The sequence below is a fragment of the Chromobacterium sp. ATCC 53434 genome (assembly GCF_002848345.1).
In the GTDB taxonomy this organism is placed as follows: domain Bacteria; phylum Pseudomonadota; class Gammaproteobacteria; order Burkholderiales; family Chromobacteriaceae; genus Chromobacterium.
Map to the genome: position 1 here is coordinate 4392096 of NZ_CP025429.1, position 20356 is coordinate 4412451.

Genomic DNA, 20356 nt, shown 5'->3' on the forward strand with positions numbered 1-20356 from the left:
ACATAATGATGAATCCGAAACTGATATCGCTGGTCGAGCACGCCAGACGCCATTCTCCACTGTACCGCGAACACTATCGCGAGCTGCCCGCCCAGGGCTGGCGGCTGTCCGACCTGCCGCCGGTCGACCCCTCGGCCTACTGGCGGGACTCGCGGGACCTGTCCCGCTGGCCGGCGCTGACCGCCCCCCCGCTAGGCGGCCACGTGTTCAAGACCGGCGGCTCCACCGGCGACGGCAAGCTGTCGGTGTTCAGCGGCGACGAATGGCAGGCCTTTGTCCAGACCTTCGCCGCCGGCCTCGCGCGCCAGCTGCGCCCCGGCGATCGCGTCGCCAATCTGTTCTTCGCCGGCGACCTGTACACCAGCCTGCTGTTCACCCACGACGCGCTGTCGCGCTCGCCGGTGCCGGTCCTGGAATTCCCGTTCACCTGCAATGTCGACGACGATGTCCTGGTCGACGCGATTCATGCCCACCGGATCAATGTGCTGGCCGGCGTGCCGGCCCAGTTGCTGCGCTTCGCCCACTATCTGGATGAAAACGCGCTGACCTTGTCCGGAGTGCAGACCGTGCTCTACGCCGGCGAAAGCCTGTTCGGCGAGCAGATCGCCCTGCTGAAGCAGGTGTTCCCGCTGGCGCGGCTAGGCTCGATCGGCTGCGCCAGCGTAGACGCCGGCCTGATCGGCTACGCCGACCCGGACTGCGCCCACGGCGAGCACCGGATGTTCGACGGCGACAGCATCATCGAGATCGTCGACGAGGACAGCGGCGAAGCGATAGACGAAGCCGGCCGCCGCGGCCTGCTGCTGGTGACCAATCTGCAGCGCCGGCTGATGCCGGTGATACGCTACCCCAGCGGCGACCTCGCCTGCTGGCGCGAGCCGCCCGGCCCGAACCGCAAGTTCGCGCTATTGGGCCGGGCCGGCAACGGCCATCGCGTCCGCGTCGGCACCCTGTCGCTGTTTCCGGACGAGCTGGGCGCCGCGCTGGACGGCCAGGTCGAGCTGCTGGCCTGGCAGCTGCAGATCTCGCGCCGACAGGGCCAGGATTGCCTGCGGCTGCTCTTGGCGGCGCGCGCGCCGCTGGACCTGCCCTCGCTGCGGCAGGCGCTGCTGCGGCAGCAAGCGGCGATCGCCGCGCTTTGCGCCGCCGGCGAGCTGCGGCTGGAGCTGGAGCAGGTCGCGCCCACCGCGATGCGCACGCATCCCCGTTCCGGCAAGCTGATGCGGGTGGCCGATCTGCGCGACTACCAGCCGGCGGAGGCGACCGCATGAGCGCCCGTCATCCGCAAGCCACCTGGGCGCGCGACTACCAGCCGTCCGACGCCGCCGACATCAGCGCGCTGTTCCGCAGCATCTACGGCGACCGCTATTTCTACGCCGACGTCTATCTGCCCAGCCAGATCCAGCAGCGCAACGCCAGCGGACAATGGCGCTCGGCGGTCGCGGTCCGCGGCGACCGGCTGCTGGGCCACGCGGCGCTGTGGCTGGACCCGGCCAGACCCGGCCAGGCCGAACTGGCGATGAATGTGGTGCATCCGGACGCGCGCGGCCAGGGCCTCGCCAGCCTGCTGGGCCGCCATCTGCGCGACGCGGCCGCCGAGCTCGGCATCGAGCTGCTGACGATCAAGCAAGTATGCTCGCATCCGCGGAGCCAGTACGTCGCGCGCTCGCTGGGCTTTCACAATACCGCGCTGCTGCTGGACTACATCGATACGCCGTTTGCCGGCCCGGAGCCGGAAAGCATCGTGTTCGGCTGTCTGCCGCTGAAGCCGCGGCCCTTGCCGAAACTGGCATGGCCGGCGGGATGGGAAACCTGGCTGGCGCCGCTGCGGCAGGCATTCGACGAGACGGACGCGCCGGCGCCGGCCGGCCTGCCCAGACTGAGCCTGAGCCGCCACGGCCAGCGGCTGGAGATCGTCCCGGGACAGCCATGCGAGGCGCGGCTGCGGGAGCTGGCGGCGCTGCCCGCCGGCCAGCTGATCTATCTGAAGTGCCCGGCGAACGCGGAAACGCTGGCGCAGCTGGCGCAACTGGAACGCGGCGGCTTCCGCTTCAGCGGCCTGCTGCCGGACGCCGCCGGCTGGCAGCTGCTGTTCCTGCGCGGACACGGCGACGGCGATCTGGACTTCTGCGATCCGCAGTCCGAACAGCTGCGCCGGCTGGGCGCGGGCTAGCCGGCCGACGATCCGTCCAGCGGCTCCACCCTGACCGCGGTGCCGTAGCACAGCACTTCGGTCAGGCCGGCCATCACGTCGGTGGCATCGTAGCGCATGCCGATCACCGCGTTGGCGCCCTGCGCCATCGCGTGCTCGCACATCAGCGCGTAGGTTTCCGAGCGCGCCTGCTCGCACAGGCTGGTATAGATGGTGATATTGCCGCCGAACAGCGACTGCAGGCCACCGAGGAAGTTGCCGACCAGCGAGCGCGAGCGCACGGTGATGCCGCGCACCACGCCGAAATTGGCGACGATGCGATAGCCGGGGAGTTCGAAGGCGGTGGTGATCATGCGGGCAGGCAGCATGGCGTTCTCCTTGAAAGCTTAGGGCGAAAATCCGCCCCCATGGTAGCGCGGCATCGCCGCGCCGGCATCCCCGATCAGGCCTCAGCCAGCGCTTCCAGCGCCCGATAGGCGCCATCCCGCAACAGCGGCACGCAGTCGCTGACGTTCAGCTGCGCCGCCAGCGCCACGTCTTCCTCGAAACCGCGCTCGCGCAATTCCGCGGCCGACGCGCCCAGTCCCAGCTGGTTCTCCAGATCGTGCCGGGCCAGCACGAAGGCGGCCTCCGCCGCCAGCGCCTCCGGCGTCTTGCTGCCGGACAGGCCGTAGATGATGGCGCCGGCGCCGATGAAGTCCTCGTAGGCGAAACGCAGGCGGCCGTCCTTGTCCACTTCGCCGGCGGCGACCACCAGCACCGACCCGCCCTCGCACGCCAGATGCGACGCCACCGCGGCGGCGTTGCGCAGGCAGCCGGCGATGGTGCCGGCGGCGCAGCTGGCCAGACTGGTCCGCGCGCCATTCGGCGACGGCAACACCAGCCGGCTGCCGTCGGCCAGTTGCTGCAGCGAGGCCGGCGATAGCGACGGCTGCACCCGGTTGCGCCGCGCAGCCAGCAAGGCGCGCCTCGCCTCGGCGAAGGCCTGGGCGTCGTCGTCGCGGGCGTGGTAGGGCCAGACCTCGGCGCCCCTGGCGCAGGCGATGTCGACGCTGGTGCTGAACGACAGCACATCGACCACCACACAATGATCGGCCTGCCCGCTCAACAACCGCGCCGCGTCCAGCCCCCATTGCAGGCGCACCGAAAATTCCTGTTGCGCGTAATGCATTTCCCGTCCCCGAAAAACGGAAGCCGCCGGCATGATGCCGGCGGCGCCTCCGCTGAGTCCCGTCCGGCTTCGGCCGGACGAAAGTTATTATTCAAAAGGTCAAAATCTTAACCATTGGACGGGGAAAACTCAAAAGAATCAGGCAGCAAGAGGCCATCCGCAGCGGCTGCGCTGCGGAATTGCCAACACTGCCGCGACAATTCAGCCCAGGCGCAGCGTCAACAGGTATTCGCCGCCCTGCTCGCCGGCCCGGGCGACGATGCGGCCATCGCCGGACAGACCGGCGAAATCGCCGCCGCCGCTGTCCGCCACCACCGTCAGACGGCCGCTGACCCCGGCGCTCGGCGAATAGACGCCGTCATGCTTCAAGACGAAGCTGCCGCGTCGGTCGCCCCAGCTCGCCGTCACCCGCTCGTAGCCGATGAAGACGGCGTCGCCGCCCGGCTTGACCGGATACAGCAGTTGGTATTCCAGCTGCCCCTCGCCTTCCAGCGGCCCGCTGAGGACGTTGACCACGCTGGCGCGTTTCAGCTCGCCGACGCCGTCGGCCGCGTTCAGGCCGGTTTCCTGCCATTGGCCGACCTGGAAACGGCAGGCCAGCGCCACTGCGCTAGAGGAACTCATGACAACCTCCTGACAAACAGTTGCACACTACGAAAAAACGCCGCCGATCTATCGAGCGGCGGCGTCGTCTGCACGGAAAGCGCGACCTCAGGCCAACAGGCAGGACGACTGCGTCTCGCCGCTCAGGCGGCGCAGCTTCGGCACTTCCTGCGCGCAGCGCGCCTCCGCCTGCGGGCAGCGGGTGCGGAACACGCAGCCTGACGGCGGGCTGATCGGACTGGGCAGGTCGCCCTGCAGGATCTGGATCGCCTTGTTCCTCTCCAGCTTTGGATCGGGAACCGGAATCGCCGACAGCAGCGCGCGGGTATACGGGTGCGACGGCACATCGTACAGCGCGCGCTTCTCGGCCAGCTCCATCTCGCGGCCCAGATACATCACCAGGATGCGGTCGGAGATATGCTTGACCACCGCCAGATCGTGGGCGATGAAGATCAGCGCCAGGCCCATCTCGCGCTGCAGCTCCTTCAGCAGATTGATGATCTGCGCCTGGATAGACACGTCCAGCGCCGATACCGGTTCGTCGCAGATCACCAGCTTCGGCTCCAGGATCAGCGCGCGGGCGATACCGATGCGCTGGCACTGGCCACCGGAGAACTCGTGCGGGTAGCGGTTGATCATCTGCTCGCGCAGGCCCACCTTGCGCATCATCGCCTTGACGCGCTTCATCACCTCGTCGGCCGACAGCTCCGGCTTGTGCACGCGCAGCGGCTCGCCGATGATCTGGGCGATGGTCATCCGCGGATTCAGCGACGCCAACGGGTCCTGGAAGATCATCTGGATATCCTTGCGGACGGCCAGCCAATCCTTGTCCGTGCCCTTGCGCAGGTCCTTGCCCATCCACACGATCTCGCCGTCGGTGGCCGGGATCAGGTTCAGTATTGCGCGGGACAGCGTGGACTTGCCGCAGCCGGACTCGCCGACCACGCCCAGCGTCTCGCCGGCGTACAGATCGAAGCTGACGCCGTCCACCGCCTTCAGCGTCTTCTTCGGGCTCCACGGCCAGGCGTCGCCGGCCTTGACCTGGAAGTGCACCTTGACGTTGCGCACCGACAGGATCGCTTGCTTTTGATCAGACATGGGTCACCTCCTCGGCGGCTTGGACCAGCTCCTCCGCCGGCTTGTGACAGGCGCGCAGCAGTTGTGGGTTGAGCGGACTGGCCGCCAGCGGCGGCAGCTCGCCGACGCAGCGGGCGTTGGCGTGCGCGCAGCGCTCGCTGAACGGACAGCCCTTCGGCATATTGGCCATATTCGGCGGATTGCCCGGGATGCTGATCAGTTCGGAACCGTCGTGGTCCAGCCGCGGCAACGCGCCCAACAGGCCTATCGTGTACGGATGGCTCGGGTGGTAGAAGATGTCGTCGGCGCGGCCGTACTCCATCGCGCGGCCGCCGTACATCACCAGCACGTTCTCGCACAGGCCGGCCACCACGCCCAGATCGTGGGTGATCATGATGATGGCGGTGCCGAAATCGCGCTGCAGGTCCTTCAGCAAGGTCAGGATCTGCGCCTGCACCGTCACGTCCAGCGCGGTGGTCGGCTCGTCGGCGATCAGCAGCTCCGGCTCGCACAGCAGCGCCATCGCGATCATCACCCGCTGGCGCATGCCGCCGGAAAACTCGTGCGGATACATATTGACCCGGCGCGCCGCCTCGGGAATGCGCACCGCGTCCAACAGCTCGATCGCGCGCTTCTTCGCCTCGCGGCGGCTGATGCCCTTGTGCAGCTCCAGCACCTCGCTCATCTGCCGCTCCACCGTCAGATACGGGTTCAGCGAGGTCATCGGGTCCTGGAAGATCATCGACACGCGGTCGCCGCGGATGCGGTTCAGCTCGCGCGTCGGCAGCGTCAGCAGGTCCTTGCCGTGGAACAGCGCCTGGCCGCTGGTCTTGCCGTTGCGGGCCAACAGGCCCATCAGCGCCAGCATGGTCTGGCTCTTGCCGGAGCCGGACTCGCCGACGATGCCCAGGGTCTGGCCCTTGTTCAGCTCGAAGCTCACGCCGTTGACGGCGTTGACGACGCCGTCGTTGGTCTGGAACTGAACCCCGAGGTTGTTGACTTTCAAAATGCTCATGGCTTGCCTCATCTATCCTGCGGGGGTCAGCGGTCTTTCGGGTCCAGCGCGTCGCGCAGGCCGTCGCCGATGTAGTTGGCGCAGTAAAGCGTCAGCGACAGCAGGCCGGCCGGGAACAGCAGGATCCACGGCGTGGTCTCCATCACGCCGGCGCCATCCTGGATCAACACGCCCCAGCTGGTCATCGGCTCCTGCACCCCAAGGCCGAGGAAGGACAGCACCGACTCGGTCAGGATCACGCCCGGCACCGTCACCGTGGTGTAGATCACCACGATGCCCAACAGATTGGGCACGATGTGGCGGAAGATGATGGTGGGGGTCGACACGCCGATCGCGTGCGCGGCCTCGACATACTCCTTGGACTTGATCGACAGCGTCTGGCCGCGCACCACGCGCGCCATGTCCATCCACGAGAACACGGTGATGGTCAGCACCACCAGGTAGAACTCGCGGCCCAGCAGCGTCACCATCAGGATGGCGATCAGCAGATAGGGCACCGCGTACATCATGTCGACGATGCGCATCATCAGCGCGTCGACCTTGCCGCCGAGGAAGCCGGCGGTCGCGCCCCAGACGACGCCCAGCATCACCGAGGCCACGGTGGCCAGCGCGCCGACCATCAGCGAGATGCGGCCGCCGGTCAGGCAGCGCACCAGCAGATCGCGGCCCAGCGCGTCGGTGCCGAACCAGTGCATGCCGGCCCAGGACGGCGCCTGGCTCATCGCGTTCCAGTCGGTGTCCTCATAGCTGTACGGCAGCACCATCGGGCCGACGATACAGGACAGCGTGATCAGCACCAGCACCACCAGGCTGACCACCGCCGCCTTGTTGCGGAAAAAGCGGATGCGGGCGTCGCGCCACGGACTGCGGCCCTCGACCGCAGCCTCGGCCAGACCGTTCTCGATTGCCACCACGGCGGCGGCTTGTTTGCTCTTCATCATAATTCCCGCCCCCTCAGTAGCGGATCTTCGGATCGAGCAAGGCGTAGGCCAGGTCGACGAGGAGGTTGAACACCACGGTAATCACCGTCACCAGCACCACCAGGCCCAGCACCAGCGTGTAGTCGCGGTTGGCGGCGCCGTTGACGATCAGCTTGCCCAGGCCCGGCAGCGAGAAGATGGACTCGGTCACCACCGCCGAGGTGATGGACGAGATCGCCAGCGGCCCCAGCAGCGTCACCACCGGCATCAGCGCCGGCTTCAGCGCGTGGCGCAGCACGATGGTGCGCAGCGGCAGGCCCTTGGCGCGGGCGGTGCGGATGAAGTTGCTGTTCAGCACCTCGATCAGGCTGCCGCGCATCACGCGGCCTATCGTCGAGATATTGATGAACACCAGCAGCATGATGGGCAGCACCATGAACTTGGGATCGAAATGATTCCAGCCGCCGGCCGGCAGCCATTTCAGCGTCACGGCGAAGATCAGCACCAGCACCGGCCCGAGAATGAAGGACGGGAAGGCGCCGCCGATATTGCCGAGGAACATCACCAGATAATCGACCATGCTGTTCTGGCGCAGCGCGGCCATCACGCCGAGCGCGATGCCGATCACCAGCGAGATCAGGATGGCGCTGCCGCCTATGGTGGCGGAAACCGGCAGCGCGCTGGCCACCAGGTCGTTGACGCTCCAGTCGGCGTAGCGGAAGGACGCGCCCAGATCGCCGTGCAGCAGGCTATTCAGGTAATACAGATACTGCTTCCACAGCGGCAGGTCCAGATGGTACTTGGCCTGCAGATTGGCCAGCACCGCTTCGGAAATCTTGCGCTCGCCGTCGAACGGACCACCGGGGGTCATGTGCAGCAGCAGATAGCAGACGGTAATGACGGCCAGCAGCGTAGGAATCGCCGCCAGAATGCGTCGGAAAGTGTAGGACCACATGGTGTAACTCCGTATGGGCGGACGCGGCGCGCGCCGCGGCCCGGCCCCTACATCACAAGCCGGATGGCCGCGTCGGCGGACATCCGGCCTCGTTTGTCGCCGGCGGGGCCGGCGTCCCGCCTCAGTGCTGGATGATGTACAGATCCTTGCTGCGGTAGCGGTCCAGCGGGTTCTGGCCGACGCCGCCGACATAGGACTTGATCAGACGCGGCGCCGTATACTGCAACAGCGGCAGCATCGGGTAGTCGTCCATGATCATCTTCACGGCCTGGGTGAACAGCTGCTTGCGCTTGGCAGGATCCAGCGACTGGTTGCCCTGCTTGATCAGCTCTTCGGCCTTCGGATTGCAGTTCTGGTTGTCGTTCTGGGTGTTGCCGCACTCGACCAGCGCCAGGAAGGTGGTGGCGTCGTTATAGTCGGCGTTCCAGCCATTGCGGGCGATCTGGTAGTCGCCGTCGTGGCGCTTCTTCAGCAGCACCTTGAACTCCAGGCTTTCCAGCTCGGTGTTCAGGCCCAGCTTGGACTTCCACTCGGACGCGGCGAAGATCGCCATCTTCTTGTGGTAGTCGTTGGTGTTGTAGGTGAACTTGATCTTGGCGCCCGGCTTCACGCCGGCCTGGGCCAGCAGCTTCTTGGCCTCGTCGACGCGCTTGGCCATCGGCCACTTCGCCCAGTCGTAGCTGGACGGATCGGCGCCGGACACGCCGTGCACCATCACGCTGTAGGCCGGATTCTGGCCATCGGCGGTGACTTTCTTCGCCAGGATGTCGCGGTCGATGACCATCGACAGCGCCTTGCGCACGCGCACGTCCTTCAGCAGCGCATCCTTGTTGTTGAACGAGTAGTAGCGCAGCGCGGCCAGTTCGCCGTTGTGGATTTCCTTCGGATACTGGGTCTTGTACTTGTCGAAGGTGCCCGGCGGCAGGTTCAGCACCCAGTCGTTCTGGCCGGACTCGTACAGCTTGACGTCGGCGTTGCTGTCCTCGATCGGCAGATAGGTGGTCTGGCTCAGCACCACGCTCTTGGCGTCCCAGTAGTTCGCGTTCTTGGCGACGACGACCTTGCTGTTGACTTGCCAGTCCTTCAGTTGATAGGCGCCGTTGCTGACCATCTTGCCCGGCTTGACCCAGTCCTTGCCGTACTTGTCGATCACGGCCTTCGGCGCCGGAGCGAATTGGGTGTTGGCCACCAGCGCCGGCAGGAACAGCACCGGGTACGGCGTCTTCACTTCCAGCGTGTATTTGTCGACGGCCTTGATGCCCAGCTCGGACGGCTTCTTCTTGCCGGTGGCGATTTCCTTGCCGTTCAGGATGAAGATGCCGTAGGTCTCGGAATACGGGGAGGCGGTCTTCGGATCGAGGAAACGCTGCCAGCCGTAGACGAAGTCGTCGGCGACCACCGGGCGGCCGTCGGACCACTTGGCGTTCTTGCGCAGATGGAAGACCCAGGTGGTGGCGTCGGCCTGCTTCCACGACTCGGCCACGCCCGGCAGGATCTTGCCGTTGTTGTCGGCGCTGGTCAGGCCTTCGAACAGGTCGGCGGTGATGGTATTGGCCGGCACCGATTCGGCTACCGCCGGGTCCAGCGTTTCCGGCTCGGAGCCGGTGTTGCGGATCAGGGTCTGCTTGGCGGCCAGCTTGACGCCTGCGGGTACCTGGGCGGCCAGCACGGAACCGGAAGCCAGCGCCAGCGCGACGGCGGCGGCGACCGCGCGCAGCGATTGCTTATTCGTCATCTTCTACTCTCCTTGTTCTGTCTCGCCACTCGGCGTGCCGGCAGCGGATTTTTTTCACTCGATTGTATCCAGAGTGGATGCGCAGATTATGCGCAGAGGGTTTTGAATACATCAAGCCCCCAGACAGACAATATGCCATTCATTTTAATCAAAAAGAAAAATTTGTCCGACAATGGACTATTCAGCTAAATCAATGGCCTTGGCTGTTATCCGTTTTTATCCTTTTGACATTCCGTCATGTGAAATGCTGGTGGCTGCTCCAAGTAAAATTCATGCCAAACGGCGGCCTCGCCCACCATTTCATATTTAAAATCAGACTAACCTTATATTAAAAATACGGCCGTTGTTATCGCATCCGATGCGAAACCGCCCCGCCAATGAAAAAAGCCGCCCGTGGGCGGCTTTGGCGCAATGATTTGGGCCGTATCAGTCCCGCAGCCGCCAGGCCACGTTCTCGCCGGCGCGCAGCGGCACCAGCGCGTCGCCCGGATACGGCAGCTCGGCCGGCACCGTCCAGCCCTCCTTGACCAGCTCGATCCGGTCGCCGTTGGCCGGCAGGCCGTAGAAGGCCGGGCCATTCAGGCTGGCGAAAGCCTCCAGCCGGTCCAGCGCGCCGGCGGCCTCGAAAGCCTCGGCATACAATTCGATCGCCGCGTTGGCGGTATACATGCCGGCGCAGCCGCAGGCCGTCTCCTTGGCGCCCTTCGCATGCGGCGCGCTGTCGGTGCCGAGGAAGAACTTGGTCGAGCCGGACGTCGCCGCCTTCAGCAGCGCCTGGCGATGCAGCTCGCGCTTCAGCACCGGCAGGCAGTAGTGGTGCGGGCGTATGCCGCCGACGAACAAGGCGTTGCGGTTCATCAGCAAGTGATGCGCGGTGATGGTCGCCGCGACGTTGGCCGGCGCGGCGGCGACGAACTCGGCCGCCTCGCGGGTGGTGATGTGCTCGAACACCACCCTCAGCGTCGGCAGCTTCTGCAGCAGCGGCTTCATCACCCGCTCGATGAACACCGCCTCGCGGTCGAACACGTCGATGTCGGCGTCGGTCACCTCGCCGTGCACCAACAGCGGCAGGCCGGTTTCGGCCATCGCCTCCAGCGCCGGCATCGCGCGGGCGACATCGGTGACGCCGTGGTCGGAATTGGTGGTGGCGCCGGCCGGGTACAGCTTGACGCCGTGGACGAAGCCGCTGGCCTTGGCCAGGCGGATCTCGTCCGGGCTGGTCTTGTCGGTCAGATACAGCGTCATCAGCGGCTCGAAGCGGCTGCCGGCCGGACGGGCGGCCAGGATGCGCTCGCGATAGGCGGCGGCGGCCGCGACGGTGGTCACCGGCGGCTTCAGATTGGGCATCACGATGGCGCGGCCCATCTGGCGACAGGTGTCGGGCAGCACCGCCGCCAGCGCGGCGTCGTCGCGCAGGTGCAAATGCCAGTCGTCGGGACGGATCAGGGTGAGTGTCTGCATGGTCGGGGCTTGGCGTGGCTATGAATAAAAGAATGGCGACGGGGACGCCGTCGCCAGGAATGCCTATTTGCGCTTGAGCACCATCCGGAACTTGCCTTCGCCGGTGGTGGTCGATTCCAGCAGGCCGTTGCCGGTCTGCCGGCAAAAAGCCTCGAAGTCCTTAGGCGCGCCGGGGTCGGTGGCGATCACCTCCAGCACGGCGCCGCTGGCCATGTCGGCCAGCGCCTTTTTCGCGCGCAATATCGGCAGCGGGCAGTTCAGGCCGGAAAGATCAATCTGCTTGTCGGGTGTCATGGGCCGGTATCCTCAGCCATATCGCGTTACAATGGAGAAATCCGGGCCTGCGCCGATCAGCGGACAGGCCGTAGCCGTATAGTTTACGCCAGTCGTCAAGCCTTACCCAAATCGGTCACGCATCATGTGCATCATCGCTTTCGCCTACAAAACGCCGGGCCTGGGCCAATTGGTACTGCTGGCCAACCGCGACGAATACTACGCCCGCTCCGCCGAGCCGCTGGACTGGTGGCCGGAATACCCGCACACGCTGGGCGGCCGCGACCTGCAGTCCGGTGGCAGCTGGCTGATGGTGGACGGCCGCAACCGCATCGCCGCCGTCACCAACTTCCGCGACGGTTTTCCCGCCAAGGCCGAGCGCTCGCGCGGCGAATTGGTCCAGCGCTTCGTCAGCGGCGACGAGGACCCGTTCGCCTTCGCCGACTGGCTGCGCGCCGAGTGCCACCGCTACGGGCCGTTCAACCTGCTGTTCGGCACCACCGCCGACCTGTTCTTCTTCCACAGCCCCGGCAAGCAAATCGCCCGCGTGACGCCCGGCATCCACACGCTGTCCAACGCCACGCTGGACACGCCGTGGTTCAAGAGCCAGCGCCTGGCGGAACGCCTGGGCGAACTCCGCCGGATGCCGACCGAGGAACAGGCCTACGCGGCGCTGTCCGATCCGACGCCGGCAGGCCCGGGCCATCTGCCCAATACCCGCATCGGCCTCGCGCTGGAAAAGACGCTGTCGCCGATCTTCATCCAGGGCCGCGACTACGGCACCCGCGCATCGATGCTGCTGACGGTGTCCAGCCGCGGCGACATCAGCTTTTCCGAACTGAGCTGGGGCCTGGCCGGACGCGAGACCGGCCGTCGACATTACAATCTGCGCGCCGGACAGGCGCGCTGAGGAGCATACCGTTGAATATCCGTTTCACCATCGCGCCGGCCGCGCTGGCCTTGTGCCTGAGCCTGACGGCGCAGGCCGAGGGCCGCGTCATCAAGAACTACAACTACGCGATCGACGACGACAAGCCCTGGCAGGAAGAGGACTACGCCTTGCCGCCGTACCCGCAGACGGCGGACTGGGTGGAAGTGAAGCCCGACTGGCTGCAGCAGAACCGTTATTTCGTCGACGCCGGCTCGCTGAGCATCGGCAAGGACGGCGTGGTGCGCTACATCAGCAAGGTGCTCAGCAGCGGCGGCGTCGAGAACCTCAGCGCCGAAGGCATACTGTGCAAGGACAACAAGTACCGCGCCTACGGCTTCGGCGACAGCGTCAATCACCGCTGGATCGAGCCGATGCGGCCGCTGTGGCAGGACATCGTCTTCGGCGACAAGCTGCGGCGCGAATTGCGCGAGCGCCTGTGCCCGGACCACCTGGCGCCGCGCGACATCGGCACCGCCCAGCGGGCGCTGCGCAGCGGCGGCTGAGCCTGCCGCGAAGCTGCCCGGCGGATGTTCTAGAATGAAGACATCTGTCTTGCATTCGCGCGGGCGCCGATGGATCAGCAAACTCAGCAGGAAAACCGGGAAAGGGAGTGGGTCAGGCGGCTGTTCGAGCAGAAAGGCATGGAGCCGCTCGACATGCAGTCGCTGAAGTGCCCGGCGCCCGACGTCGGCGTCAAGCTGCCCGACGGTCGCCTGCTGGCCATCGAGGTGACCGAGGTGCTGGCCGGCGAGCACACCCGCCGCCACAGCCGCAAGCGCGAGGCCCACTCGACGCTGCAGATCGCCGGCGGCATCGGCTCGCTGTTCTCGCTGCCGGCCAACGCCCTCGACGTCGCCTGCCGCATCGAAGCCAAGGTCGGCAAGGACTACCAGGTCCCGTCCGGCCATCAGCTGCACCTGCTGCTGGCGGCCGGCACGCTAGAGCACGGCGCGGCGGCCTGGACCCTGCCGCTGGCCATCTCCATCCAGGAACTGAACCGCCTGACCGACGGCATGCTGGCGCGCTCGCGCTACCAGCACGCCTATCTGCATCTGCAGCGCGGCCGCGACCTGTACGAGTGGAACCGCCACGACAGCTGGCACGAGATCCACTCGCTCGCCGTCCACGCCGACGGCTACCTCCCGCTGCAGCCGCAGGAGGCGGGCAAATAGCCCGGCGGCGGCGCCTCATGCCAATGTTGTGATATAGTCGCAGACCCCGCGCGCCGGCACGCCGCCGCGCGCCGATCGCAACCTCGAGCTGATGCCTGGCATGTCGATTTCCCTGTTCGCCCCCTTGCTCTACCTGCTGCTGGGCCTAGGCCTGGGCCGCGCGCCGTTCGACATCAAAAGCCGCGCGTCGGCGCTGCTGACCAAATTCGTCATTCCGCTGGTCATCATCTACAACATCGCCGCCCACCGGCCCGGCGTGTTCGCCGTCATGGCCGGCACGATGGCGATGATGGCCGCCCTGCTGCTGCTGAGCCGGCTCTCGACCCGGGATCCGGTGCGCAATCTGTGCTTCAGCTATCTGAACATCGGCTGGCTGGGCATGCCGGTAGCCAGCACGCTGTTCGGCGACGGCGCGGCGACGGTGTTCATCGCCGCCTATGTCGGCAGCTCGCTGCTGGGCAATTCGGTCGGCGTCGGCCTGATGGCCGGCGGCGGCAGCCTGAAGGCGCGGGCATGGGAGACGCTGAAGGCGCCGCCGGTGTGGGCGCTGCTGGCAGGCGTGGCGCTGATGCCGTTCGGCCCGCAGTTGCAGGCCTACGCCCGACCGGGCTACGAGGTGCTGAAATTCCTGATGAGCCTGCTCGGCATGTCGATACTCGGCATCTGGCTGTCCGCCACCCGGCTCGGCGTCGCCGATTTCGGCCGGGCGCTGCGGCTGTCGGCGCTGCGCGCCGCCGCGATCTGCGTCCTGCTCGCGCTGTTCGTCGCGATCTGCCGCCAGCTGGACATCCGGCTGGTGCTCGACAATCAGCCGGCGCTGTATCTGATGTGCCTGCTGCCGCCGGCGGCGAACATCATCGTGCTGGAAACCCACTATATGAAAAACGGCCGCTCGGCCGGGCCCATCGCCTGCGGCACTTGCATCAGCATCGTCGCCATCGGCGTCTACGCGACGGCGACGCTGCTGCTGCGCTGATCAGCCGGCGCGCCAGCTGCCGCTGTTGCCGCCGTCCTTCTCCAGCAGGCGCACGCCGTCGATGACCATGCCGCGGTCCACCGCCTTGCACATATCGTAAATGGTCAGCAGGCCGACGTTGACCGCGGTCAGCGCCTCCATCTCGACGCCGGTCTGGCCGGCGCACTCGGCGGTCACTTCCATCCTCACCGCGGACTCGTCGTCCCTCAGTTCGAAGTCCACCGCCAGCCGCGTCAGCGAGATCGGATGGCACAGCGGGATCAGGTCCCAAGTCTTCTTCGCCGCCATGATGGCGGCGACGCGGGCGATGCCCAGCACATCGCCCTTCTTGTGGCCGCCGCCCTTCACCAGCGCGAAGGTGGCCGGCTGCATGCGGATCAAGCCTTCGGCGACCGCGCGACGGGCGGTCACGGCCTTGCCGCCGACATCCACCATATGGGCCTGGCCGGCTGCGTCGAAATGGGTCAGTCGGGTCATGGGCAATCAATCCTTCAATGCAAAACGCCCGCGGCGCTCAGCGCAGCAGGCGGAAAATCAGCCAGAAGCAGGAAACGACGAGCAACAGGCCGCCGCTCCAGCGGACGACGACCAGCACGCGGCCCAGATGGCGGCGGTCGCGGGTCAGCGCGAAACACAGCACTCCCCACCCTATCGCCAGTATCGTCGCCAGCAGCCACAGCCGCCAGAAGCCGAACACGGCCTCACTCCTCTGGCGGCAGCTGGTGGAAGCTGGACGGCGCGTCCAGCGGATCGTCGAAGCTGGCGTATTCCCAGGCCTCCGGCGTCTCCAACAGCTTGCGCAGCAGCTTGTTGTTCATCGCGTGGCCGGACTTGTGGCCGGAGAAGGCCGCGATCAACGGATGGCCGACGATGTAGAGATCGCCGATCGCGTCCAGGATCTTGTGGCGGACGAACTCGTCCGGGAAGCGCAGGCCTTCCGGATTCAGCACGTATTCGTCGTCGATGACGATGGCGTTGTCCAGACTGCCGCCGCGGCCCAGGCCGTGGTTGCGCATGTACTCGACCTCGTGCATGAAGCCGAAGGTCCGCGCGCGGCTGATTTCGTCGGTATACGAATGATGGGCGAAGTCGACTTCCACCGTCTGCGGCGCGCGATTGAACGCCGGATGGTTGAACTCGATCGACAGCGTGATCTTGAAGCCGTCGTGCGGGTCCAGCCGGACCCACACGCCGCGGTCTTCCACCATCACGGTCTGCTTGACGCGGATGAAGCGCTTCTTCTGGTCTTGCTCGATCACCCCGGCCGCCTGCAGCAAGTACAGGAAGGGGGCGGCGGAACCATCCATGATGGGGATTTCCGCCGCCGTCACCTCGACGACCAGGTTGTCGATACCGAAGCCGGCAAACGCCGACATCAGATGCTCGATCGTGCCGACACGCACGCCGGTATCCGTCACCAGCGTGGAGGAGAGGCGCGTGTCGTTGACGAGCGAAGGTTCCACCCTCACGTCGACCGGCTCGGGCAAGTCGGTACGACGGAAGATGATGCCGGTATCGGGCGGCGCCGGCAGCAGGGTGAGCTTCACCCGCTCGCCGGAATGCAGACCGACGCCCGTGGCGCTGATCGCTTGCTTCAGCGTGCGCTGCAAGATCATTTCAGGCTACTCAACCAAACGGGAAAACCCGATTCTAGCATAGCGACTGCCTATGCTTTATTGATTGATTCGCTTTCATGAATAGCGTTTATCTATCCGCGTCCCTCGCTCAATCGGCCTGCTTGCGCAGGAAGGCCGGAATGTCGTAGCTCTCGCTGACTTCCGGATTGGAGAAGTCCAGCGACGGCGACGCGCGACGGCGGCCGGTGCGCATGATGGCCGGCGCGTCCAGGTCCTCGTAGTTGACCATCTCGACGGCGCGGTCGTCGGTGCCGGTCTTGACGATCTTGATGTATTCCGGACGGTCTTCGTTGCGGACCGCCTTCTTCTGGCCGAGGCCGGTGGCGATCAGCGTCACGCGGATGGTGTCTTCCGGCATGTCGGCCACTTCGGCGGTGCCGAACTTGATCTGGGCGTCCTCGTCGGCGTACTGGCGCACGATGCTCATGATCTCGCGGTACTCGCTCATCTTCAGGCAACCCGGCGCGGTCGAGATGTTGACCAGCACGCCGCGCGCGCCTTCCAGCGTGATGTTGTCCAACAGCGGGCTGGCCACGGCCTGTTCGGCGGCCACGCGGGCGCGGTCGATGCCGGAGGCGTAGGCGGAACCCATCATCGCCAGACCCATCTCGCCCATCACGGTGCGCACGTCGGCGAAGTCGACGTTGATCAGGCCCGGGCAGGTGATCACTTCGGCGATGCCGGCCACGGCGCCCTTCAGCACGTCGTCGGCGGCGCGGAACGCTTCGCGCATGGTGACGTCGTCGCCCAGCACTTCCATCAGCTTCTCGTTCGGGATCACGATCAGCGAGTCGACATGCTTCTTCAGATCCTCGATGCCGTTCTGCGCGACCTTCATCCGCTTGCCTTCGTGCTCGAACGGACGGGTGACCACGCCCACCGTCAGGATGCCCATTTCCTTGGCCACTTCGGCCACAACGGGCGCCGCGCCGGTGCCGGTGCCGCCGCCCATGCCGGCTGTGACGAACACCATATTGGCGCCGCGCAGCGCCTCGGCGATGCGTTCGCGGTCTTCCAGCGCGGCGCTGCGGCCGACTTCCGGATTCGCGCCGGCGCCGAGGCCGCGGGTCAGATTGGTGCCCAGCTGCAGTTTCTGCGGCGCGCTATTGCGCTGCAGCGACTGCGCGTCGGTGTTGGCGCAGATGAATTCCACGCCGTGCACATGGCCGGTGATCATATTGTCGATGGCGTTGCAACCGCCGCCGCCGACGCCGATGACCTTGATGACGGCCGAGCTGGCCGTTTCCTGCATCACTTCAAAAATCATTCCGCTCATTTCCCTCTCCTCAACATAAGATGAGCTACGACTAACCGTGTGTACTACGCCCGAATTGCCGCGCCGCCGCGCCTCGCGGCGGCGCGTTTCTACTAGAAGTTCCCGGCGAACCAGGCCTTCATCTTGCCCAGCAACTGGCCCACGCCGGCGGATTCCACCTTGCCGCTGGGGCCCGAATAACCCTGAATCTGATCCTTGCCGTACAGCAGCAAGCCGACGCCGGTCGAGAAGCGCGGCGTCTTCACCACCTCGGCCAGGCCGCCGACGTACTTCGGCACGCCGACGCGGACCGGCAGGTGGAACACCTCCTCGGCCAGCTCCACCATGCCCGGCATCAGGCTGGCGCCGCCGGTCAGCACCATGCCGGACGACAGCAATTCCTCGAAGCCGCTGCGGCGCAGCTCCTGCTGCACCAGCTGGAACAACTCCTCGACGCGCGGCTCGACCACCTCGGCCAGCGTCGCGCGCGACATCTGGCGCGGACCGCGCTCGCCGACGCCCGGCACCTCTATCATCTGCGCCGGATCGGCCAGACCCACCAGGGCGACGCCGTGCTGGATCTTGATGTCCTCGGCCTCCTTGGTCGGGGTGCGCAGCGCCATCGCGATGTCGTTGGTGATCTGGTCGCCTGCGATCGGGATCACCGCCGTGTGGCGGATCGCGCCGCCGACATAGACGGCGATGTCAGTGGTGCCGCCGCCGATGTCGATCAGGCAGACGCCCAGATCCTTCTCGTCCTCGGACAGCACCGCGATGGCCGAGGCCATCGGCTGCAACACCAGGTCGGACACTTCCAGGCCGCAGCGGCGCACGCACTTGGTCACGTTCTGCGCGGCGGATACCGCGCCGGTGACGATGTGCACCTTGGCTTCCAGCCGCACGCCGCTCATGCCCAAGGGCTCCCGCACGCCTTCCTGGCCGTCGATGCTGTATTCCTGGGTCAGGATGTGCAGCACCTGGTGGTCCGGCGGGATGGTCACCGCGCGCGCGGTCTCTATCACCCGGTCGATGTCCATCTTGGTGACTTCGCGATCCTTGATCGCCACCATGCCGTGCGAGTTCACGCTCTTGATGTGGCTGCCGGCGATGCCGACGAACACCTCGTGAATCTTGCAGTCGGCCATCAGCTCGGCCTCTTCCAGCGCACGCTGTATCGCCTGCACGGTGGACTCGATGTTCACCACCATGCCGCGTTTCAGGCCGCGGGACGGGGTATGGCCCATGCCGACGATGTTAAGCTGGCCGTCTTCCAGCACTTCCGCCACGATCGCCACGATCTTGGAGGTGCCGATGTCCAGGCCGACCAGCATGCTCTTGCTTTCCTTTGGTTTGCTCACCTGTCGCTCCAACGCCTAATCACTTGTTTCCCTTGGCCGGCGGCGCCTTGTAATCGGGCATCCGCACGGCGAATCCGTTCGGGTAGCGCATGTCGACGTATTCGATGTGATACGGCAACCGCGCCAACCTGCTCTTCCAATAGCCGGCGAAGCGCTCCGCGCGCATCGCCGCGTCATTACGTCCCAGCTCCAGCTGCAACTGGTTGTCCAGCACCACTTTCCACGCCCGCCGCGACGACAGCCACAACTCGCGCGGCGCCAGGCCCGACGGCTGCAATGCCTGCCGCAACTGCGTCAGCATCGCCGTCATGTCCTTCTCGGCGCCGGCCGGGCCGTAGAACACCGGCAGCTTCGCGTCGCTGGCGGCGTCGAAACGCTCGCCGCGGGTGTTGACCAGGCCGTTCTCCCCCCAGCGCGCCAGCGCCGCGTGCTCCTCCACGGTGATGTCCAGCGCGTCCGGCCAGCGCCGCCTCACCTGCGCGTCGCGCACCCACGGCAACTTGCCGAAGGCGGACCGCGTCTTGTCGATGTCCAGCGTGAAGAAGGTGCCGGACAGCTCGTGCTCCGCGATGAACTTCAGTTGCTCCGCCGTCACCCGGTTCATGTCGCCCTGAATCCGTATCTTCTTCACCGGGAATACCGGCGCATGCGTCAGCCAGAATCCCCCCGCGTACAGCAACATCAGCGCTGCAGCGCCCAGCATCAGATTGGCCAGGCTCCGGAGCAACCGATAGTTATCCCACATGCACCGTATCCAATACCTTCAGACACAGGTCTTCGTAACTGATGCCCTCCGCCCGCGCCGCCATCGGCACCAGGCTGTGGCTGGTCATGCCCGGATTGGTGTTGGCCTCGAGCAGATACACGCCGCCGGCCTCGTCCATCAGGAAATCCACCCGGCCCCAGCCCTGGCAGCCCAATACCTTGAACGCCTTCAGGCACAATTCGCGCGCCCGGCTTTCCGCGTCGCCGGCGAGGCCGGGGCAGCGGTAGACGGTATCGTCGCGGAAGTACTTGGCGTCGTAGTCGTAGTACTCGGTCGCCGGCTCGATCTTCACCGTCGGGTAGGCGGTATCGCCTATCACCGCGCAGGTGTACTCGCCGGCGCCGATGAATTGCTCGGCGATGACGATGTCGTCGTAGCGGCTCGCTTCCTGGTACGCCGCCTTCAGGCCGCCCGGCATCTTGACCTTGGTCACGCCGATGCTGGAGCCCTCGGTCGACGGCTTGACGAAGATGGGCAGGCCGAGCGCCTTCTCGATCGCGTCGAAATCGCTGTCGTCGCTCAACAGCTCGAACGCCGGAATCGGCAGGCCCGCGCCCTTCCACAACAACTTGGTGCGCCACTTGTCCATGCAGATCGCCGACGCCATCACGCCGCAACCGGTATACGGGACGCCCAATGCCTCCAGCGCGCCCTGCAGCGTGCCATCCTCGCCGAACGGGCCGTGCAGCACATTGAACACGCTGTCGAAACCCTCGTCCTTCAGCGCAGCCAACGGCTTCTCGCTCGTATCGAACTTGTGGGCGTCCACTCCCTTGGCCAGCAGTGCCGCCAGCACGCCGGCGCCGCTCATCAGCGACACTTCGCGCTCAGCCGAGCTTCCGCCCATCAACACCGCCACCTTGCCGTACTGCTTCATCTGTCTATCCTCTGCGTGTCCG

At 66.1% G+C, this 20356-nt stretch carries 23 protein-coding genes; 6 read left to right on the top strand and 17 right to left on the bottom strand.

Annotation, left to right across the window (positions count from 1 at the left end; all coding sequences use genetic code 11):
- Positions 1-8: 8 nt before the first annotated feature.
- On the top strand, positions 9-1271 hold the full coding sequence (locus CXB49_RS19545; RefSeq protein ID WP_101710781.1) for a phenylacetate--CoA ligase family protein: 1263 nt from the start codon (positions 9-11) through the stop codon (positions 1269-1271).
- Entirely contained in the window at positions 1268-2173 is a 906-nt protein-coding gene (locus CXB49_RS19550; RefSeq protein WP_101709913.1) for a GNAT family N-acetyltransferase, read from the top strand. The genes CXB49_RS19545 and CXB49_RS19550 overlap by 4 nt, the downstream gene beginning before the upstream one ends.
- On the opposite strand, the gene CXB49_RS19555 is transcribed toward CXB49_RS19550, so the two are convergent.
- From CXB49_RS19555 to CXB49_RS19600, 10 genes are all read right to left on the bottom strand, one after another.
- The gene (locus CXB49_RS19555) at positions 2170-2520 is read right to left on the bottom strand and encodes a YbjQ family protein (RefSeq protein ID WP_101709914.1); all 351 of its coding nucleotides are present in this window, start codon (positions 2518-2520) and stop codon (positions 2170-2172) included. The two genes, CXB49_RS19550 and CXB49_RS19555, sit on opposite strands and share 4 nt — an antisense overlap.
- A 74-nt stretch (positions 2521-2594) precedes the next feature.
- The gene (locus CXB49_RS19560; RefSeq protein ID WP_158300960.1) at positions 2595-3323 is read right to left on the bottom strand and encodes a 2-phosphosulfolactate phosphatase; all 729 of its coding nucleotides are present in this window, start codon (positions 3321-3323) and stop codon (positions 2595-2597) included.
- Between the two features lie 201 nt (positions 3324-3524).
- Positions 3525-3947: a DUF3224 domain-containing protein gene (locus tag CXB49_RS19565; RefSeq protein WP_101709916.1), complete on the bottom strand. Its 423-nt coding sequence runs from the start codon at positions 3945-3947 to the stop codon at positions 3525-3527.
- 87 nt (positions 3948-4034) lie between these two features.
- The gene (gene oppF, locus CXB49_RS19570; RefSeq protein WP_101709917.1) at positions 4035-5024 is read right to left on the bottom strand and encodes a murein tripeptide/oligopeptide ABC transporter ATP binding protein OppF; all 990 of its coding nucleotides are present in this window, start codon (positions 5022-5024) and stop codon (positions 4035-4037) included.
- Positions 5017-6018 (bottom strand): oligopeptide/dipeptide ABC transporter ATP-binding protein, encoded by a 1002-nt coding sequence (locus CXB49_RS19575; RefSeq protein WP_101709918.1) that lies wholly within the window; start codon positions 6016-6018, stop codon positions 5017-5019. The genes oppF and CXB49_RS19575 overlap by 8 nt, the downstream gene beginning before the upstream one ends.
- A gap of 26 nt (positions 6019-6044) precedes the next feature.
- Positions 6045-6959 carry an ABC transporter permease subunit gene (locus CXB49_RS19580; protein WP_101709919.1) on the bottom strand — a complete coding sequence of 305 codons (915 nt, stop codon included), beginning with the start codon at positions 6957-6959 and terminating at the stop codon, positions 6045-6047.
- 13 nt (positions 6960-6972) lie between these two features.
- A complete protein-coding gene (oppB, locus tag CXB49_RS19585) occupies positions 6973-7893 on the bottom strand; it encodes an oligopeptide ABC transporter permease OppB (protein WP_101709920.1) in 921 nt (306 codons plus the stop codon).
- Positions 7894-8014: 121 nt separating this feature from the next.
- Entirely contained in the window at positions 8015-9628 is a 1614-nt protein-coding gene (locus tag CXB49_RS19590) for a peptide ABC transporter substrate-binding protein (RefSeq protein WP_101709921.1), read from the bottom strand.
- A gap of 426 nt (positions 9629-10054) precedes the next feature.
- Positions 10055-11089, bottom strand: a complete 1035-nt coding sequence (gene pyrC / locus CXB49_RS19595; RefSeq protein WP_101709922.1) for a dihydroorotase — start codon at positions 11087-11089, stop codon at positions 10055-10057.
- 63 nt (positions 11090-11152) lie between these two features.
- Positions 11153-11383, bottom strand: a complete 231-nt coding sequence (locus CXB49_RS19600; RefSeq protein ID WP_043571791.1) for a sulfurtransferase TusA family protein — start codon at positions 11381-11383, stop codon at positions 11153-11155.
- A gap of 124 nt (positions 11384-11507) precedes the next feature.
- On the opposite strand from CXB49_RS19600, the gene CXB49_RS19605 reads away from it, so the two are divergent.
- The 4 genes from CXB49_RS19605 to CXB49_RS19620 all read left to right on the top strand — a co-directional run bounded on the left by CXB49_RS19605 (position 11508) and on the right by CXB49_RS19620 (position 14441).
- On the top strand, positions 11508-12272 hold the full coding sequence (locus tag CXB49_RS19605) for an NRDE family protein (protein ID WP_101709923.1): 765 nt from the start codon (positions 11508-11510) through the stop codon (positions 12270-12272).
- 11 nt (positions 12273-12283) lie between these two features.
- Positions 12284-12796, top strand: a complete 513-nt coding sequence (locus CXB49_RS23750) for a CNP1-like family protein (protein ID WP_158300961.1) — start codon at positions 12284-12286, stop codon at positions 12794-12796.
- Positions 12797-12865: 69 nt separating this feature from the next.
- Positions 12866-13465, top strand: coding sequence for a hypothetical protein (locus CXB49_RS19615; protein ID WP_101709925.1), 600 nt, complete (start codon positions 12866-12868; stop codon positions 13463-13465).
- 100 nt (positions 13466-13565) lie between these two features.
- The gene (locus CXB49_RS19620; protein ID WP_101709926.1) at positions 13566-14441 is read left to right on the top strand and encodes a permease; all 876 of its coding nucleotides are present in this window, start codon (positions 13566-13568) and stop codon (positions 14439-14441) included.
- Here the strand turns inward: CXB49_RS19620 and moaC are convergent, their stop codons facing one another.
- The 7 genes from moaC to CXB49_RS19655 all read right to left on the bottom strand — a co-directional run bounded on the left by moaC (position 14442) and on the right by CXB49_RS19655 (position 20334).
- Positions 14442-14918 carry a cyclic pyranopterin monophosphate synthase MoaC gene (moaC, locus tag CXB49_RS19625; RefSeq protein WP_101709927.1) on the bottom strand — a complete coding sequence of 159 codons (477 nt, stop codon included), beginning with the start codon at positions 14916-14918 and terminating at the stop codon, positions 14442-14444.
- Positions 14919-14955: 37 nt separating this feature from the next.
- The gene (locus tag CXB49_RS19630; RefSeq protein ID WP_101709928.1) at positions 14956-15138 is read right to left on the bottom strand and encodes a hypothetical protein; all 183 of its coding nucleotides are present in this window, start codon (positions 15136-15138) and stop codon (positions 14956-14958) included.
- 4 nt (positions 15139-15142) lie between these two features.
- Positions 15143-16054 carry a UDP-3-O-acyl-N-acetylglucosamine deacetylase gene (gene lpxC / locus CXB49_RS19635; protein WP_199406907.1) on the bottom strand — a complete coding sequence of 304 codons (912 nt, stop codon included), beginning with the start codon at positions 16052-16054 and terminating at the stop codon, positions 15143-15145.
- Positions 16055-16166: 112 nt separating this feature from the next.
- Entirely contained in the window at positions 16167-17354 is a 1188-nt protein-coding gene (gene ftsZ / locus CXB49_RS19640; RefSeq protein WP_101709930.1) for a cell division protein FtsZ, read from the bottom strand.
- 92 nt (positions 17355-17446) lie between these two features.
- The gene (ftsA, locus tag CXB49_RS19645) at positions 17447-18664 is read right to left on the bottom strand and encodes a cell division protein FtsA (RefSeq protein WP_233493124.1); all 1218 of its coding nucleotides are present in this window, start codon (positions 18662-18664) and stop codon (positions 17447-17449) included.
- 46 nt (positions 18665-18710) lie between these two features.
- On the bottom strand, positions 18711-19436 hold the full coding sequence (locus tag CXB49_RS19650; protein WP_101709932.1) for a cell division protein FtsQ/DivIB: 726 nt from the start codon (positions 19434-19436) through the stop codon (positions 18711-18713).
- The gene (locus tag CXB49_RS19655) at positions 19426-20334 is read right to left on the bottom strand and encodes a D-alanine--D-alanine ligase (RefSeq protein ID WP_101709933.1); all 909 of its coding nucleotides are present in this window, start codon (positions 20332-20334) and stop codon (positions 19426-19428) included. The genes CXB49_RS19650 and CXB49_RS19655 overlap by 11 nt, the downstream gene beginning before the upstream one ends.
- Positions 20335-20356: the final 22 nt, after the last annotated feature.

Excerpts from the sequence above, each read along its gene's own strand:
- CXB49_RS19545 (WP_101710781.1), top strand. The coding sequence starts at position 9 with ATGAATCCGAAACTGATATCGCTGGTCGAGCACGCCAGACGCCATTCT.
- CXB49_RS19555 (WP_101709914.1), bottom strand. The coding sequence starts at position 2,520 with ATGCTGCCTGCCCGCATGATCACCACCGCCTTCGAACTCCCCGGCTAT.
- CXB49_RS19590 (WP_101709921.1), bottom strand. The coding sequence starts at position 9,628 with ATGACGAATAAGCAATCGCTGCGCGCGGTCGCCGCCGCCGTCGCGCTG.
- CXB49_RS19605 (WP_101709923.1), top strand. The coding sequence starts at position 11,508 with ATGTGCATCATCGCTTTCGCCTACAAAACGCCGGGCCTGGGCCAATTG.
- oppB (WP_101709920.1), bottom strand. The coding sequence starts at position 7,893 with ATGTGGTCCTACACTTTCCGACGCATTCTGGCGGCGATTCCTACGCTG.
- ftsZ (WP_101709930.1), bottom strand. The coding sequence starts at position 17,354 with ATGAGCGGAATGATTTTTGAAGTGATGCAGGAAACGGCCAGCTCGGCC.
- CXB49_RS19655 (WP_101709933.1), bottom strand. The coding sequence starts at position 20,334 with ATGAAGCAGTACGGCAAGGTGGCGGTGTTGATGGGCGGAAGCTCGGCT.
- CXB49_RS19565 (WP_101709916.1), bottom strand. The coding sequence starts at position 3,947 with ATGAGTTCCTCTAGCGCAGTGGCGCTGGCCTGCCGTTTCCAGGTCGGC.
- CXB49_RS19620 (WP_101709926.1), top strand. The coding sequence starts at position 13,566 with ATGTCGATTTCCCTGTTCGCCCCCTTGCTCTACCTGCTGCTGGGCCTA.
- moaC (WP_101709927.1), bottom strand. The coding sequence starts at position 14,918 with ATGACCCGACTGACCCATTTCGACGCAGCCGGCCAGGCCCATATGGTG.
- CXB49_RS19650 (WP_101709932.1), bottom strand. The coding sequence starts at position 19,436 with ATGTGGGATAACTATCGGTTGCTCCGGAGCCTGGCCAATCTGATGCTG.
- oppF (WP_101709917.1), bottom strand. The coding sequence starts at position 5,024 with ATGTCTGATCAAAAGCAAGCGATCCTGTCGGTGCGCAACGTCAAGGTG.
- CXB49_RS19560 (WP_158300960.1), bottom strand. The coding sequence starts at position 3,323 with ATGCATTACGCGCAACAGGAATTTTCGGTGCGCCTGCAATGGGGGCTG.
- CXB49_RS19600 (WP_043571791.1), bottom strand. The coding sequence starts at position 11,383 with ATGACACCCGACAAGCAGATTGATCTTTCCGGCCTGAACTGCCCGCTG.
- pyrC (WP_101709922.1), bottom strand. The coding sequence starts at position 11,089 with ATGCAGACACTCACCCTGATCCGTCCCGACGACTGGCATTTGCACCTG.
- CXB49_RS19615 (WP_101709925.1), top strand. The coding sequence starts at position 12,866 with ATGGATCAGCAAACTCAGCAGGAAAACCGGGAAAGGGAGTGGGTCAGG.
- CXB49_RS19575 (WP_101709918.1), bottom strand. The coding sequence starts at position 6,018 with ATGAGCATTTTGAAAGTCAACAACCTCGGGGTTCAGTTCCAGACCAAC.
- CXB49_RS19550 (WP_101709913.1), top strand. The coding sequence starts at position 1,268 with ATGAGCGCCCGTCATCCGCAAGCCACCTGGGCGCGCGACTACCAGCCG.
- CXB49_RS19580 (WP_101709919.1), bottom strand. The coding sequence starts at position 6,959 with ATGATGAAGAGCAAACAAGCCGCCGCCGTGGTGGCAATCGAGAACGGT.
- ftsA (WP_233493124.1), bottom strand. The coding sequence starts at position 18,664 with ATGCTGGTCGGCCTGGACATCGGCACCTCCAAGATCGTGGCGATCGTG.